This window comes from Komagataeibacter nataicola, from assembly GCF_003207795.1.
In the GTDB taxonomy this organism is placed as follows: domain Bacteria; phylum Pseudomonadota; class Alphaproteobacteria; order Acetobacterales; family Acetobacteraceae; genus Komagataeibacter; species Komagataeibacter nataicola.
This window is the reverse complement of the sequence record NZ_NIRT01000017.1, coordinates 52,030-66,488: the sequence shown is the minus strand read 5'-3', so window position 1 is coordinate 66,488 and position 14,459 is coordinate 52,030. Positions and strand designations below refer to the sequence as shown.

Here is a 14,459-nt window from a genome sequence, read left to right as displayed (position 1 = left end):
TCCAGAATGCCTCCTTCAGAGAATGGTCTGCATCCTATGAATCACATTTTTAAACCGATGGGTACCCCGTGAGTCAGGCCAAACAATGGTTGGTATAAGGCCCTGCCGTGGCAAAAGAACCTTCACAGAATGTACAGGACGTGTTTCTCAACCACGTCCGCCGGTCGAAAACGCCGGTCACCATTTTCCTCGTCAATGGCGTCAAGCTTCAGGGCATCATCACCTGGTTTGACAATTTTTCCGTCCTGCTGCGGCGCGACGGGCATACGCAGCTTGTCTACAAGCACGCGATCAGCACCGTCATGCCCGCCACCCCCGTCAGCCTGTTCGATCCCCCGGCTGAGGACACGGAAGAACCGGCAGCCACGGATGGCAGCCCGTCGTGACGGTGGCGGCGCCTTCATCCGCTACGCGCGCCGCTGTCATCCTGCCGTGGGAGCGCCCTGACCGGCACGATGATGCCCGTGCGGCCGAAGCCCGGCTGGAGGAAGCGGTAGGGCTTGCCGCCTCCATCGGGCTGGTGGTGGTGTGCCAGGCGGTGCTGCTTCTGCGCGCCCGCAGGCCCGCCACCCTGCTTGGCGGCGGGCAGGTCGATTCGCTTAAAGAGACGGTCAAGGCCGACAACATCACCGTTGTCATTATTGATTCCCGGCTTACCCCGGTGCAGCAGCGCAACCTCGAGCGCGCGCTGGGCTGCAAGGTGATCGACCGGACCGCGCTGATCCTTGATATCTTTGGCGAGCGTGCGGCCACGCGTGAAGGCACGCTGCAGGTTGAACTCGCCCATCTGGAATACCAGCGCAGCCGCCTCGTGCGCACCTGGACCCATCTTGAGCGCCAGCGCGGTGGCTTCGGCTTCCTCGGCGGCCCCGGCGAGACGCAGATCGAGGCTGACCGCCGCATGATCGGCGACCGGATCGTGCGCCTCAAGCGCGAACTCGAGCAGGTACGCCGCACGCGCGGCCTGCACCGGCAGGCCCGCAGGCGGGTGCCGTTCCCCATCGTGGCGCTCGTCGGCTACACCAATGCGGGCAAATCCACCCTGTTCAATGCCCTGACCGGGGCGAGCGTATATGCGCAGGACCAGCTTTTCGCCACGCTCGACCCCACCATGCGCGGCATCCAGCTGCCCTCGGGGCGGCGGGTGATCCTGTCCGACACGGTGGGCTTCATCAGCGACCTGCCTACCGAACTCATCGCCGCCTTCCGTGCCACGCTTGAAGAGGTGGCCGAGGCCGACATCATCCTGCATGTGCGTGATGTCTCGCACCCCGATAGCGCATCGCAGCGCAATGACGTGATCGAGGTGCTCGAGGGTATGGCGCGTAACGGCACGATCGAGGCCGACTGGCAGGGCCGCGTGATCGAGGTGCTGAACAAGGCCGACCTCGTGGGCGGGCGCGACGCCGTGGGCGCGCGGCCGGGTAATGTGGTCATTTCCGCCATTACCGGCGATGGCCTGCCCGACCTGCTGGCCGCGATTGACGAGCGCATGACCCGCGCGATGGAAGTGGTGCGCTACCGCGTGCCGATCACCGAAGGCGCGGCCATGGCCTGGCTGCACGAGCATGGCGAGGTGACCGAGCGCGCCGATGGGGAGGAAGGGGCCGAGATGACCGTGCGCCTTTCCCCTGCCAACCGCGCACGTTTCGAGATGCAGTTCGGCCGTCTCGTAACCTGCCTGGTCGATTAGGAACTGCGGGGGGAATAAAAGTTTTCGGGTGCCGCCTTTTTTCAAAAAGGCGGCATTTCCTGAAGCGTTCGGAAAAGAGCTTTACCGGAAACTTCCTTATGCCTGCGGGATTTTTTCAAGATCGGCTTCCCATCTGGCCTGTTGGAGAGACAGGCCAGATGGGGCGCGGGGTGGAAAAATGGCATCCGGCAGCGCAGGAATGACGGGTTGGACAACGGACAGGCGGAGGCAGCAATGACGCAACGGATCACACTGGCTGATATGCATAAGGTGGTGGCGATGATGCGTGAAGCAGCCCGGCGCCATGTCATGCCGTCCTTCCGTTGCCTTGACCGTGCCGATATCCGCAGCAAGAGCGGGCCGATGGATATCGTGACCGTGGCGGATGAAGCCACCGAGCGCGACCTGACCGCGGCCCTGCAGGCCGCATGGCCCACCGCCCTCGTGGTGGGGGAGGAGGCGGTGGCCGCCAGCCCTGACCTGCTTGATGGCCTGGCCACGGCCGAACTGGCCTTTGTAATCGACCCGATTGATGGCACCGCCAATTATGCGGCGGGCGTGCCGCTGTTTGGCGTGATGGTGTCTGCCGTATCGGGTGGCGAAGTCGTGGGCGGGGTGATTGTGGACCCCATCTGCAATGTCGCGACCGTGGCCGCGCGCGGGCATGGCGCGTGGCTTGATGATGGCAAGGGCGGCTCCCGTCGCCTGCAGGTGGCCCCTGCCGTGCCCGCGCATGAAATGGCGGGCAACGCCTCATGGCGCTACCTGCCCGCCCCGGTGCGTGATGTCGTGACCCATAACCTGCCCAAGGTGGCGGGATCGTGGGATTTCCGCTGTGCGGCGCATGAATACCTGATGCTGGTTGATGGGCGCTGCCACTTCCTGCTGTTCAACCGCACCCTGCCTTGGGACCATCTGGCGGGCTGGCTGATCCATCAGGAAGCGGGCGGCTACAGCGCCCATTTTGATGGCTCGCCCTACCGCGTGACCGACCGCAGCGGCGGCCTGCTCTATGCGCCTGACCGCGCAAGCTGGCAGGCGCTGCACGACCTGCTGCTGACGGCGGCATAAAAGATAAAAGTTTTTTGGTGCCGCCTTTTTTCAAAAAGGCGGTGTTCTTTCGAAGCTTTTTGAAAAAAGCTTCACCAAAACTTTTGATTTTTCAGGCTTTTTCCCCGGCTGCGCGCTCGCGGCGTTTCACCGCCTGCCAGCCCTCTTCCATGGTTTTCACGTCCACATCGGCCAGTGCCAGTCCCCGGTCGGCCAGATCGTGCTCGACGGCGGTAAAGCGGCGGGTGAACTTGGCGTTGGCCTGGCGCAGGCAGGCCTCGGGGTCCATGTCCAGCTTGCGGGCCAGTGTGGCGAGCGTGAACAGCACGTCGCCAAGTTCATCGAAGATCTTCTCGCGGTCGCCGCTTTCAAGCTCGACCTTCAGTTCATCGAGTTCCTCATCTACCTTGGCGGCGACCTCGCCCACCGTATCCCAGTCAAACCCCACGCGGGCGGCACGGGCCGAGAGCTTGCGCGCGCGCATGAGGGCGGGCAGGCCCACCGGCACGTCATCAAGCGTGCCGCGCCGGTTGCGGGCGAGGCGTTCGAGCGCCTTGCCGTTTTCCCACTGGCCGGCCTGTGCTTCGGCCTCGCCAAACACATGGGGGTGGCGGCGGACCATCTTGTCACCAATCAGGGTGGCAACCGTGGCGAAGTCGAACAGGCCTTTCTCATCGGCCATCTGCGCGTGATAGACGACCTGGAGCAGCAGGTCGCCCAATTCATCGGGCAGGCCGTTCCAGTCCTCACGCGCGATGGTGTCGGCCACTTCATAGGCTTCTTCGATGCTGTAGGGCGCGATCGAAGCAAAATCCTGCGCCTGGTCCCACGGGCAGCCGCTCTCGGGGTCGCGCAGGCGGGCCATGATGTCGAGCAGGCGTTGAAGGGGGGGAGCTGCGTCTTGCATGGGGTGGTTCCTGCCTGTTTATGTTGCGGTCGGGCGCAGGTTTTGTATAGATCGCGCACCGCAGGGCGGGAAGTTCTTATCAGGATGGATGGCACATGAGCAGCGACGGACAGGCAACGGTCTTTATCGATGGCGAGGCAGGCACCACGGGGCTTGGCATCCGCGAGCGGCTCGGGCATCTGCCGGTTACGCTGCGCTCCATCGACCCAGCCCGCCGCAAGGACCCCGACGCCCGGCGCGAGATGATGGCGTCTGTCGATGTGGTGGTGCTGTGCCTGCCCGATGCGGCAGCCAGGGAAGCCGTGGCCATGGCCGACGGCATGGGTGCTGAGGCACCGCGCATCCTTGATGCCAGCACCGCGTTTCGTACCGACCCGGCCTGGGTTTACGGCTTCCCCGAAATGGATGCGGCCCAGCCCGGGCGTATCCGTAAGGCCGCGCGCGTGTCCAACCCCGGCTGCTACCCCACGGGGCTGGTGGGCCTGCTGCGCCCGCTCGTCAAGGCCGGGCTGGTGCCTGATGACTACCCCATCACGGTCAATGCCGTGAGCGGCTACAGCGGCGGCGGCCGCAGCATGATCGAGGCGCATGAGCGTGAGGGCGGCCCCGCGTTCGAGCTGTACGGGCTGAGGCTTGCCCACAAGCACATCCCGGAAATGAAGCTGTATGCCGGCCTTGCGCAGCTACCGCTGTTCGTGCCCTCGGTCGGGCATTTTGCGCAGGGGATGATCGTGTCCGTGCCGCTGCATCTCGACCTGCTGCCCGGCAATGTCAGTCTTGCCGACCTGCATGCGGTGCTGGCCGCGCATTATGCCGGTTCTGACCGTGTCAGCGTGGCCGAACCCTGCGGCAAGCTGGTGGCCGATGCGCTGGCGGGCACCGACCGGATGGAACTGCGCGTGCATGGGAATGAGGAGCTGGGCCAGGCCGTCCTGACCGCGCGGCTGGACAATCTGGGCAAGGGCGCCTCGGGTGCCGCGATCCAGAATCTGGCGTTGATGCTGGGACTGGAGCCGCCGCCGCCGGTGTGATATAGCGGGTCCGCAAGACGTCCAAGGACTGATTGCCGTGGTATCATCCGTCCCGCTCCGGGCGGGGTGCCTGTATGCGAGAGTGACGGAACGGTAGACGTAGTCGACTCAAAATCGACCGCCGAAAGGCATGGGGGTTCGAATCCCCCCTCTCGCACCAGTCTGGCGCACCGGTTGGCGGTGTTGCCGTGCCAATGCCCGTGTCGCGAACAGGACGTTATCTCCCTTGCCTGAAGCCCTTACTGCAAAGCCGTCCGTGCGGCCTGCCAATCCGCGCTTTTCCTCCGGTCCGTGCGCCAAGCGCCCGGGGTGGTCGCTCCATGCCCTGTCGGATGCGCTGGTGGGGCGCTCGCACCGCTCGACCGAGGGGCGCGCACGGCTCAACGAGGTCATTACCCGCTCCAGCGCCATGCTGGGCATGCCCGAGGACTGGGTGCTCGGTATCGTGCCCGCATCCGATACCGGCGCCGTCGAGATGGTGCTGTGGTCCATCCTGGGCACGCGCCCGGTGGACGTTCTGGCGTTCGAGAGCTTCTCCGCCACATGGGCCAATGACATCATCGCCCAGCTCAGACTGCCCGATGCCCGCGTGCTCAAGGCCGATTACGGCGAGATCCCGGATCTGGCGCAGGTGGACTGGTCGCGTGACGTGGTGCTGACCTGGAATGGCACCACATCGGGCGCGCGCCTGCCCTATGATGCCGCCATTCCCACGCAGCGCGACGGGCTGGTGATCTGTGATGCCACATCCGCCGCTTTCGCCATGGATCTGCCGTGGGAGAAGCTCGATGTGGTGACATGGTCATGGCAGAAGGTGCTGGGCGGCGAGGCGGCCCATGGCATGCTGGCGCTGTCACCGCGCGCGGTGGAGCGGCTGGTGTCCACGCCAGCCCCCCGCGCGCTGCCCAAGATATTCCGCCTGACCAACAGCAAGGGCCTGATCGCAGGCATCTTCAGGGGCGATACCATCAACACGCCCTCCATGCTGTGCGTGGAAGATGCGCTCGATGGCCTGAAATGGGCCGAGGGCATTGGCGGGCTGAAAGGGCTGATTGCGCGCAGCGAAGCCAATCTGGCTGCGATTGCCGCATGGGAAGCGGAGTCCGACTGGGCGCGGTTCCTCGCACCCAACCCCAGGCACCGCTCGAGCACGGCCATCTGCCTGCGCATTGTCGCCCCGTGGTTTACAGCACTCGATCACGCAGCGCAGACGGCGGCGGCGAAGAAGATTGTCGCCCTGCTGGGCCAGGAAGGTGTGGCGCTGGACGTGGGCAGCTACCGCGATGCCCCGCCGGGCCTGCGGCTGTGGGGTGGGGCCACGGTCGAGACAGCAGACCTCGTGGCCGTGCTGCCGTGGCTTGACTGGGCTTATGAGCAGGTGCGGCGCGAACACGCCTGATCCTTACATTCTCCTTCCATGTCCGATCCATCATGCCCCGGCTGCGTGCCCGCGGGCATGATGCAGCACGATAGGCCTGCCATGACTGATGACCCGCCGTTCAACCCAGCCCTTCTGCCAGCCGGGTTCGTGGACCGGCTCCCCCCCGAGGCCGAGGCCGAGGCTGCGGGTGTCGAGACCCTGATGCGCGTGTTCGCGGCCCATGGTTATGACCGCGTGACCCCGCCGCTGCTGGAATTCGAGACCACCCTGCTGTCCGGCTCGGGGGCGGCGGTGGCGGCGCAGACCTTCCGCCTGATGGACCCCGATACGCGGCGGATGATGGCCCTGCGGCCCGACATCACGCCCCAGATCGCCCGCATTGCCGCAACGCGCCTGCCTGACATGCCGCGCCCGCTGCGCCTGTCCTATGCCGGGCCGTGCGTTCTCATGGCCAGCAACCGGGGCGAGGGGGATCGGCAGATATCGCAGGCAGGCGTGGAACTGATCGGCCCCGATGGCCCGCATGCGGATGCGGAAATCGTGGCCCTCGCCGCCGAGTGCCTGGCCACGTTGCAGGTGCGCGGTGTTTCGTTCGACCTGACCATGCCAGCGCTCACCACCGCCCTGCTCGATGCGGGCGGGTTCGAAGGGCATGTGCGGGGCACGCTCATGCGCGCGCTTGACCGCAAGGATGCCGCCGCCGTGGCGCGGCATGGCGGCGATCTGGCCAATGTGCTGACCCGCCTGTTGCACGCGGCAGGCCCGGCGCACGGCGCGCTGGCGGAACTCGCGGCGGTTGACCTGCCGCCCGCCGTGCGTGCGCTGAGCGAGCGGCTGGCCGCCACCGTGGCCGCCATCGAGACCCGCGTGCCCGGTATCCGCCTGACGGTGGACCCGGTGGAGTTCCGGGGCTGGCAGTATCATACCGGCGTGTGCGTGAGCGTTTATGCCGCAGGCCAGCGTGAAGAGCTGGGCCGGGGCGGGCGCTACCTGTCCAATGATGATGAACCGGCCTGTGGCATTACCCTGCGGCCTGACATCATCCTGCGCGCGGCGCCGCCCCTGCCCAGCCGCACGCGCATCTTCCTGCCGTGGGGCACGCCGGCGGAAAAGGCGGCAGCCCTGCGGGCGGCAGGCTATGCCACGGTCAGCGCCCTCGGGCCGGATGAAGACCCGCTGGCGCAGGCGGCCCTGCTGGCCTGCACGCTGGTGGTGGTGGATGGCCAGCTCGTGCCGGTTGATGACGCCTGAAGTTTCAACCGATTTCTTTTTCTGAACCGACCCCGTTTTTCCGGCTGGCCGCGCAGTGGCCACCGGGCAGCATATCAAGGAGCATGAAATGTCCAACGTCACCGTGATCGGCACCCAGTGGGGTGACGAGGGCAAGGGAAAGATTGTGGACTGGCTGGCCAGCCGCGCCGATGTGGTCGTGCGCTTTCAGGGTGGCCACAATGCGGGCCACACGCTGGTTGTGGGTGAGCAGACCTACAAGCTCTCCCTGCTGCCTTCAGGCCTGGTGCGCGGCAAGATGGGCGTGATCGGCAATGGCGTGGTGGTTGACCCCGAGGCGCTGCTCAAGGAAATCGACCGCGTGACGGCACAGGGCCTGAAGGTTACGCCCGAGACACTGAAAATCGCTGAAAACGCGCCCCTGATCCTGCCCGTGCATGGCGCGCTTGACCGTGCGCGTGAGGCCGCCCGCGGCGAGCGCAAGATCGGCACCACCGGGCGCGGCATCGGCCCCGCCTATGAGGACAAGGTCGCCCGTCGCGCCATCCGCCTGTGTGATCTGGCCGAGCCGGAAACGCTGGACTGGAAGCTCGATGAACTGCTGCTGCACCACAACACCCTGCTCAAGGGGCTGGGTGCCGAGACCTTCACCAAGCAGGAACTGCTCGACTTCCTCAACACTGTAGCCCCCCGCGTGCTGCCTTTCATGGCGCCCGTGTGGGACCTGCTCGATGACAGCCGCCGTGGCGGCTCGCGCATCCTGTTCGAGGGCGCGCAGGCGGTGATGCTCGACGTGGATCACGGCACCTACCCGTATGTGACCTCGTCGAACACCGTGGCCGCCAATGCGGGCACGGGTGCTGGCGTGGGGCCGACGAGCGTCGGTTTCGTGCTGGGCATTGCCAAGGCCTACACCACCCGCGTGGGCGAGGGGCCGTTCCCCAGCGAACTGCATGATGACATGGGCCGCACGCTGGGCGAGCGCGGGCATGAATTCGGCACCGTAACGGGGCGCCCCCGCCGTTGCGGCTGGTTTGATGCGGTGCTGGTGCGTCGCGCGGTGCGCGTGGGCGGTGTCAATGGCCTGGCCCTGACCAAGCTTGATGTGCTCGACGGGCTGGACGAGATCAGCATCTGCGTGGGCTACGAACTCGACGGCAAGACCACGAAGCACTTCCCCTCGGCTCCCGGCGCGCAGCAGCGCATCCGCCCGGTGTTCGAGACGATGGAAGGCTGGAAGGACAGCACAAAGGGCGCGCGCTCCTGGGCCGAGCTGCCTGCGCAGGCCATCAAGTATGTCCGCCGCATCGAGGAACTAGTGGAGGCGCCAGTGACCCTGCTTTCCACCAGCCCCGAACGCGACGACACCATCCTGATGCGCGACCCGTTCGAGGACTGATCGGGATCGAATAGAAGTTTATGGGTGCTGCCTTTCTTCTGGGAAGGCAGCATTTCTTTGAAGTTTTTTGAAAGAAGCTTCACCAGAAACGTCTTATTGTTCCCGAAATCTATAGTATCTTTAAAGAAAAAGCCCCGTAGCCATTGGCGCACGGGGCTTTAATTTTAAGAGTTTTTGGTAAATCGTTAAAGAACGTCGCCTTTATTTCAGGCTTCCGCCCCTTCGGTATGTCGGGCGCGGCGTGAGGCGACTTCCGCCTTCATCGCGGCCTGCACCTTTTCAAAGGCGCGGACCTCGATCTGGCGCACCCGCTCGCGCGAGATGTTATAGACATGCGATAGTTCTTCGAGCGTGGCCGGTTCGTCCTTGAGCCTGCGTTCGGTCAGGATATGGCGCTCGCGGTCGTTGAGCGACTTCATGGCGTTGGCCAGAAGCGCCTGACGGCCGGAATATTCCTCGCTCTCGGCCAGGGTCTGTTCCTGGTTGTCGTTGTCATCCACCAGCCAGTCCTGCCATTCGCCCTCGCCATCCATGCGCAGCGGCGCGTTCAGGCTGTGGTCGGGGGCGGCAAGGCGGCGGTTCATGTTCACCACGTCCTGCTCGGGCACGCCGAGGGACTGGGCAATCTTGTTGACCTGTTCGGGCTGGAGGTCACCATCATCAATGGCCTGCATCTGGCCCTTGAGGCGACGGAGGTTGAAGAAAAGTTTTTTCTGGGCGGCGGTTGTGCCGATCTTCACCAGTGACCAGCTATGCAGGATGTATTCCTGTATCGCGGCACGGATCCACCACATGGCATATGTGGCCAGGCGGAAACCCCGATCGGGGTCGAAGCGGCGCACGGCCTGCATCATCCCGATATTGCCTTCGCTGATCAGCTCGCCCACCGGCAGGCCATAGCCGCGATAGCCCATGGCGATCTTGGCCACGAGGCGCAGGTGGGAGGTGACAAGCTTGTGGGCGGCTTCGGTATCGCCCTTGTCCTTCCAGCGGTGTGAAAGGCGAAGCTCCTCCTCGGGGGAGAGCATGGGGAATTTGCGGATATCCCGAAGGTATTTGGACAGGTTGTTTTCGGGACCGGAAATAAGAGCAGAAGAGGCCATTGCAACGGACTCCTGTACCAGAGGGATGGGGGCAGCTGTAATCCGGCTCAACGTCATTGTGACCGGGCGGGTTGCATCATCACTCTGCTAGACGCACGACTGGACTTCTCACGTCCCTGCATGCAACCCCCATCCTGGGCAGTTCCATACAGGACGTCCAGTTAGCCTGGGGGCGTCGGCCCCGGCGAACAATCACCGAACATAGGCATTGTTCCTGCTCCTGTCAATGAATATGCCTGTTAATCAGGCAATATCGGCCAGAAGCTGGCGGAAGTCTTCCGGCGGCGCGCTTTCAAACAGCATCTCGGCCCCGCTGCGCGGGTGGATGAAGCCCAGCCTGCGCGCATGCAGCGCCTGGCGGCCAAAATCCAGTGCTGCGGTCTTGGCCGTGGGGGGCAGGGCACGGGCGGCGGCGGGAATGCGGCGCAGATAGACCGGGTCGCCCACTAGCGCATGCCCGGCATGGGCAAAATGCACCCGGATCTGGTGCGTGCGCCCGGTGGCCAGCCTGCATTCCACATGCGCAACGCCGCCGTGGAAGGTATTGAGAATCCGGTAATGGGTGAGCGCATGTTTGCCGCTGCCGCCTGTTACCACCGCCATGCGCTTGCGGTCGCGCCTGTCGCGCCCGATCGCGCCATCGAACGACCCGCTTCCCGGTGTGGGGATGCCCCAGCACAGGGCCTCGTAAGCGCGGTCGATCCGCCGCTCGGCGAAGGCGAGTGACAGGGCCTGATGCGCCATTTCGGTCTTGGCGGCGACCATGATGCCCGATGTGTCCTTGTCCAGCCGATGCACGATTCCTGGGCGTTTTTCGCCGCCAATGCCGGTCAGGCTCTCGCCGCAATGGGCGAGCAGGGCGTTGACCAGCGTGCCATCTTCATTGCCCGGCGCGGGGTGCACCACCATGCCGGCGGGCTTGTCGAGCACGATCAGGTCGCGGTCCTCGTATAATATGGTGAGCGCGATGTCCTGACCCTGCGGCGTTGCGGGGATTGCGGGGGGGATGTGAATTTCATAACACATGCCTGCCCGTACGGGTTCGGCCGGGTCGCGCAGCGGATCGCCATTGCGCAGCAGGTGCCCGCTTTCCATAAGGGACTTGACGCGCGAGCGCGAAAGGCTTTCGACCGCGTTGGCAAGAAAACGGTCGGTACGCTGGCCTGCATCATCGGCGGTGGCGATGATCGGGGCAGGGGGGGCAGTGTCATTCATGGCATGTGTCTATCGGAAAAAACGGTATTCGGGAACGGAAAGCACGGAATGGAAAAACAGGGATCGCGCGCGCTGCTCGCCGCAGTGATCGGCATGGGGGTTCTGCTGTTCCTCGGGTCGCTGGCGCTGGTAGGGGTGCTGGTGCATCGCATGATGCATCCTGCCCCCCCGCCAGCGGCCACGATGGCCGTGGCAGGGCCTGTGGTGGCCGGGCCGGACATGCCGGCACAGGCAGCGCTTGTGGTTGACGAGCCACCCGGCACGGCCGTGCGTTCGGTCACCGCGCGGGCGGACGGGCTGCTGGCCGTGGCGCTGACGGGCGGCGGCGTGGCCGAGCGCATAATCGTGTGGGATCCGGCGGCGCGGCGCATCACGGCGCGCCTCGTGCTGGGGCAGCCGTAAACAGAAAAGCGCGGGGGCGTGATTCTTTGCTTGCATGCCTCCGCAACATCGCCTAGAAGGCGGCTACCGGCCTTTTGTCCCGTTCGTCTAGAGGCCTAGGACACTGCCCTCTCACGGCGGCAACAGGGGTTCGAATCCCCTACGGGACGCCAGTCCATTCTGGCTGAATAAAAGACCGACTGAATAAAAACGCGCCGCAAGGCGGGTTTTTCGTATGTACTGCCGTTTGTAGCAAATATTTTTGCGAGAAGGGTGGATACGCTATGGCAAGGCAATTTATTATATATTAATATATAATAAAGGCATCTTATATACTGCGGCGGCCCGTTCTCCAAAAAGCATTGATTCAGATCAAGCTGGTTTGAAATTTAAAAATATTTTCCGTCTTTTAATTTTGCGAAATATGGCAGCATAGTGAACAGCGGTCATTCGCCATAGGTCTCTTCTTTAATTTCCTTAGGAAGTATCAACGGTTTTTGTAGGGGGCCATTTGCCTCTGCGTGACAAAAATGCAACTTCTCCCGCCCTGTAGCCGGTTGTGGTGCTGGTGGCGGTTTCGCCGCCGGGGGGAGAGACGTTATGGTCCTTTTTCAGTAATAAAGTCTGTCCCGGAATGGTCGTCTGCGACTTGCAGGATGGAGGAGTTTCCGATTAAGGCGTCATGGCACGGCAGGGTATCGAAGGCGCGGCAGGCGCTCAGCCAGGCAGTGGCATGGGTTCAGACTTCTTGAGGGTGTGGTGGTAGATGCTGTTGGATTTTATGAAGCTGCAAAAACATGTATCCGGAATGGGGCGCCGCTCTTTTCTGTCCGCCATGGCGGTGGCTGGCAGCCTTCCCGTGCTTTCTGCCGCTGAAGCCGATGACGCCATCGGCGTAAATCCACAGATCGCCCAGCAATGGGCCATTTTCCGCAGCAAGTATTTCCGTCCCGACGGGCGCATTGTCGATACGGGCAATAGTGGCGAATCCCACAGCGAAGGGCAGGGCTATGGCATGCTCTTCTCCGCTGCGGCAGGCGACCGGACAGCGTTCGAGGCGATCTGGGTCTGGGCGCGCACCAACCTGCAGCACAAGGATGACGCCCTGTTCTCCTGGCGTTACCTTGATGGGCACAACCCGCCCGTGGCCGACAAGAACAACGCAACCGATGGCGACCTGCTCATCGCCCTCGGCCTGGCATGGGCCGGCAAGCGCTGGAAGCGCGCAGACTTCATTCAGGACGCTATGGACATCTATGGCGATGTGCTGAAGCTCATGACCAAGACCGTCGGCCCCTATACGGTGCTGCTGCCGGGCGCTGTCGGGTTTCTCACCAAGGATGCGGTGACGCTGAACCTGTCCTATTATGTCATGCCTTCCCTCATGCAGGCCTTCGCGCTCACGGGGGATGCGCAGTGGACCAAGGTGATGGGCGACGGGCTGAAGATCATCGCCAAAGGGCGATTCGGTGAGTGGAAGCTCCCGCCGGACTGGCTTTCGATCAACCTGCACACCAACGCTTTCTCCATTGCCAAGGGCTGGCCGCCGCGTTTCTCGTATGATGCGATTCGCGTGCCGCTCTATCTGGCTTGGGCACATATGCTGACCCCGGATCTGCAAGCGGATTTCGCCCGGTTCTGGAACCATTTTGGCGCGTCCGCCCTGCCGGGCTGGGTTGATCTGACCAATGGCGCGCGCTCGCCCTATAATGCGCCGCCGGGCTATCTGGCGGTGGCGTCATGCACGGGTCTGGCATCAGCAGGTGAACTGCCCACGCTTGACCATGCGCCCGATTATTATTCGGCAGCGTTGACGATGCTGGCCTATATCGCCCGGAACCAGGGAGATGGAATGTGAGCACACCTGAAAAGGAAGCGGGAACGCAGGTGAATACCGACAGCCAGCAGGATGTCGATCGCATGCTGACGGATGGCTATGGTGTCAGCAGCGCAGGTTTTCACTACCGCCCTTTCAAGCAGAAGCGTCCGCCCAAGCCACAGGTCAGGCACGACGAGTCCAGCGTGGCGCAGCAGGCCGTGGCGACCGAGCACGCGCATGCTGCTGAAGAAACGTCGCAGCATCCCGTTTCTTCCTACAATGAACCCTATTCCACCCCGTCAGCGCCTGAGGTCGCACCTGCCGAGACAGCAGGGCAGGTGCAGCATTACGGGGAAACGGCATATACGCCTGCCGCGCATGATGCCTATGCCACGCAGTCAGCGCCCGAGCCGGAACCTGAACAGGCCGCGCCCGAGCCCGAGCCTTATGTCTCGCATGACGATACGCCAGCAGCCGAACCCGAGATATATGCAGCCACCCATGCCGAAACCGTAGCGGTTCCGGAATATGAGGCCCCGCCACAGCCAGCCGCAGCCCCCGTGGCGCAGGTCGCGCCGCCGACCGCAGCGGTGACCCCGCCCGTCAGGCAGGAGCGGCCCACAGTGCCGCCCGTAACGCCGAGGCCCACGGTGTCTTCCTTCATGGCCCCCCGTCCTGCGCCGGCTTCTGGCGTGGCTTCGGCGCCGTCCCCCATCGCGGTGGAGGACTGGGCCCCCGTGCCCAAGGCCCAGCAGCAGCGTGGGCAGCGTTTGACAGGGCCTGGATTCTTTTTCGGCGCGGGAAGCGAGCGGACGCCCGCAGCAAGGCTGTTCCAGTCGGCGCCGGTGTCCCGGCCTGTTTCAAAACCTGTTTCCAAGGTGACCACAATGACCAAAGTCGACAAGAGTTCCCCGAATGGCAGCCAGGCTGGCCGCCCCGCGCCGACCGACAATTCTCCTACCCTGACCGAAGTGTTCATGACCCTTGGCGGTCGGGCCACGGACCGGTTGGTGCCCAAGCCCAGCCTGCGTGATGCCCTGTTGCGCAAGCGTGAAGACGCAAACGGCGAATCCTGAAACCGTGCCGGGGGCAGCCAGCCCCCGGCCTGCCAAAGGAAAGAAGGGGGAAGGTCTTTCCCCGTTCCGCATATGCTGCGGGCCGAAAGGCGACATGACGGACCAAATGCGTCTGACGGTTTTCTTTTGAATATATAACGATCTGTTTTTTCAGTATTTATTATCGGACGAGCT

At 63.8% G+C, this 14,459-nt stretch carries 13 protein-coding genes and 2 tRNA genes; 12 read left to right on the top strand and 3 right to left on the bottom strand.

Annotation, left to right across the window (positions count from 1 at the left end; genetic code table 11):
- Positions 1-107: 107 nt before the first annotated feature.
- The 3 genes from hfq (at position 108) to CDI09_RS10665 (ending at position 2,764) form a co-directional block, all read left to right on the top strand.
- Complete coding sequence (gene hfq, locus CDI09_RS10675; protein WP_078526480.1) at positions 108-386, top strand: RNA chaperone Hfq; 279 nt, start codon at positions 108-110, stop codon at positions 384-386.
- Positions 383-1,693 (top strand): GTPase HflX, encoded by a 1,311-nt coding sequence (gene hflX / locus CDI09_RS10670; RefSeq protein WP_078526482.1) that lies wholly within the window; start codon positions 383-385, stop codon positions 1,691-1,693. Before hfq ends, hflX begins: the two co-directional genes overlap by 4 nt.
- A gap of 234 nt (positions 1,694-1,927) precedes the next feature.
- Positions 1,928-2,764 (top strand): inositol monophosphatase family protein, encoded by an 837-nt coding sequence (locus CDI09_RS10665; RefSeq protein ID WP_078526484.1) that lies wholly within the window; start codon positions 1,928-1,930, stop codon positions 2,762-2,764.
- Positions 2,765-2,855: 91 nt separating this feature from the next.
- Here CDI09_RS10665 and mazG read toward each other — a convergent pair whose 3' ends face one another.
- Complete coding sequence (mazG, locus tag CDI09_RS10660) at positions 2,856-3,650, bottom strand: nucleoside triphosphate pyrophosphohydrolase (protein WP_078526486.1); 795 nt, start codon at positions 3,648-3,650, stop codon at positions 2,856-2,858.
- Between the two features lie 95 nt (positions 3,651-3,745).
- Between mazG and argC the strand changes: the two genes are divergently transcribed.
- From argC to CDI09_RS10635, 5 genes are all read left to right on the top strand, one after another.
- Positions 3,746-4,681 carry an N-acetyl-gamma-glutamyl-phosphate reductase gene (argC, locus tag CDI09_RS10655; protein WP_078526488.1) on the top strand — a complete coding sequence of 312 codons (936 nt, stop codon included), beginning with the start codon at positions 3,746-3,748 and terminating at the stop codon, positions 4,679-4,681.
- A gap of 76 nt (positions 4,682-4,757) precedes the next feature.
- Positions 4,758-4,841: transfer RNA gene (locus CDI09_RS10650), tRNA-Leu, on the top strand.
- A 66-nt stretch (positions 4,842-4,907) separates the two neighbouring features.
- Positions 4,908-6,080 (top strand): phosphoserine transaminase, encoded by a 1,173-nt coding sequence (locus CDI09_RS10645; protein ID WP_078526490.1) that lies wholly within the window; start codon positions 4,908-4,910, stop codon positions 6,078-6,080.
- An 81-nt stretch (positions 6,081-6,161) separates the two neighbouring features.
- Positions 6,162-7,313, top strand: a complete 1,152-nt coding sequence (locus CDI09_RS10640) for an ATP phosphoribosyltransferase regulatory subunit (protein ID WP_078528042.1) — start codon at positions 6,162-6,164, stop codon at positions 7,311-7,313.
- Between the two features lie 88 nt (positions 7,314-7,401).
- Entirely contained in the window at positions 7,402-8,691 is a 1,290-nt protein-coding gene (locus CDI09_RS10635; RefSeq protein ID WP_078528044.1) for an adenylosuccinate synthase, read from the top strand.
- 206 nt (positions 8,692-8,897) lie between these two features.
- Here the strand turns inward: CDI09_RS10635 and rpoH are convergent, their stop codons facing one another.
- Positions 8,898-9,794: an RNA polymerase sigma factor RpoH gene (rpoH, locus tag CDI09_RS10630; RefSeq protein WP_078526493.1), complete on the bottom strand. Its 897-nt coding sequence runs from the start codon at positions 9,792-9,794 to the stop codon at positions 8,898-8,900.
- Between the two features lie 243 nt (positions 9,795-10,037).
- On the bottom strand, positions 10,038-11,009 hold the full coding sequence (locus CDI09_RS10625) for an RluA family pseudouridine synthase (protein WP_078526494.1): 972 nt from the start codon (positions 11,007-11,009) through the stop codon (positions 10,038-10,040).
- 48 nt (positions 11,010-11,057) lie between these two features.
- Between CDI09_RS10625 and CDI09_RS10620 the strand changes: the two genes are divergently transcribed.
- From CDI09_RS10620 to CDI09_RS10605, 4 genes are all read left to right on the top strand, one after another.
- Positions 11,058-11,411 (top strand): hypothetical protein, encoded by a 354-nt coding sequence (locus tag CDI09_RS10620; RefSeq protein ID WP_110571321.1) that lies wholly within the window; start codon positions 11,058-11,060, stop codon positions 11,409-11,411.
- A 76-nt stretch (positions 11,412-11,487) separates the two neighbouring features.
- Positions 11,488-11,563: transfer RNA gene (locus CDI09_RS10615), tRNA-Glu, on the top strand.
- A gap of 635 nt (positions 11,564-12,198) precedes the next feature.
- Positions 12,199-13,248 (top strand): glycosyl hydrolase family 8, encoded by a 1,050-nt coding sequence (locus tag CDI09_RS10610; RefSeq protein WP_236944487.1) that lies wholly within the window; start codon positions 12,199-12,201, stop codon positions 13,246-13,248.
- Entirely contained in the window at positions 13,245-14,285 is a 1,041-nt protein-coding gene (locus CDI09_RS10605; protein ID WP_249034018.1) for a ribonuclease E domain-containing protein, read from the top strand. The genes CDI09_RS10610 and CDI09_RS10605 overlap by 4 nt, the downstream gene beginning before the upstream one ends.
- Positions 14,286-14,459 lie beyond the last annotated feature (174 nt).

What these genes read in the sequence shown, in the direction of transcription:
- CDI09_RS10665 (WP_078526484.1), top strand. Translation starts at nt 1,928, where the DNA reads ATGACGCAACGGATCACACTGGCTGATATGCATAAGGTGGTGGCGATG.
- mazG (WP_078526486.1), bottom strand. Translation starts at nt 3,650, where the DNA reads ATGCAAGACGCAGCTCCCCCCCTTCAACGCCTGCTCGACATCATGGCC.
- argC (WP_078526488.1), top strand. Translation starts at nt 3,746, where the DNA reads ATGAGCAGCGACGGACAGGCAACGGTCTTTATCGATGGCGAGGCAGGC.
- CDI09_RS10640 (WP_078528042.1), top strand. Translation starts at nt 6,162, where the DNA reads ATGACTGATGACCCGCCGTTCAACCCAGCCCTTCTGCCAGCCGGGTTC.
- CDI09_RS10635 (WP_078528044.1), top strand. Translation starts at nt 7,402, where the DNA reads ATGTCCAACGTCACCGTGATCGGCACCCAGTGGGGTGACGAGGGCAAG.
- rpoH (WP_078526493.1), bottom strand. Translation starts at nt 9,794, where the DNA reads ATGGCCTCTTCTGCTCTTATTTCCGGTCCCGAAAACAACCTGTCCAAA.
- CDI09_RS10625 (WP_078526494.1), bottom strand. Translation starts at nt 11,009, where the DNA reads ATGAATGACACTGCCCCCCCTGCCCCGATCATCGCCACCGCCGATGAT.
- CDI09_RS10620 (WP_110571321.1), top strand. Translation starts at nt 11,058, where the DNA reads ATGGAAAAACAGGGATCGCGCGCGCTGCTCGCCGCAGTGATCGGCATG.
- CDI09_RS10610 (WP_236944487.1), top strand. Translation starts at nt 12,199, where the DNA reads ATGGGGCGCCGCTCTTTTCTGTCCGCCATGGCGGTGGCTGGCAGCCTT.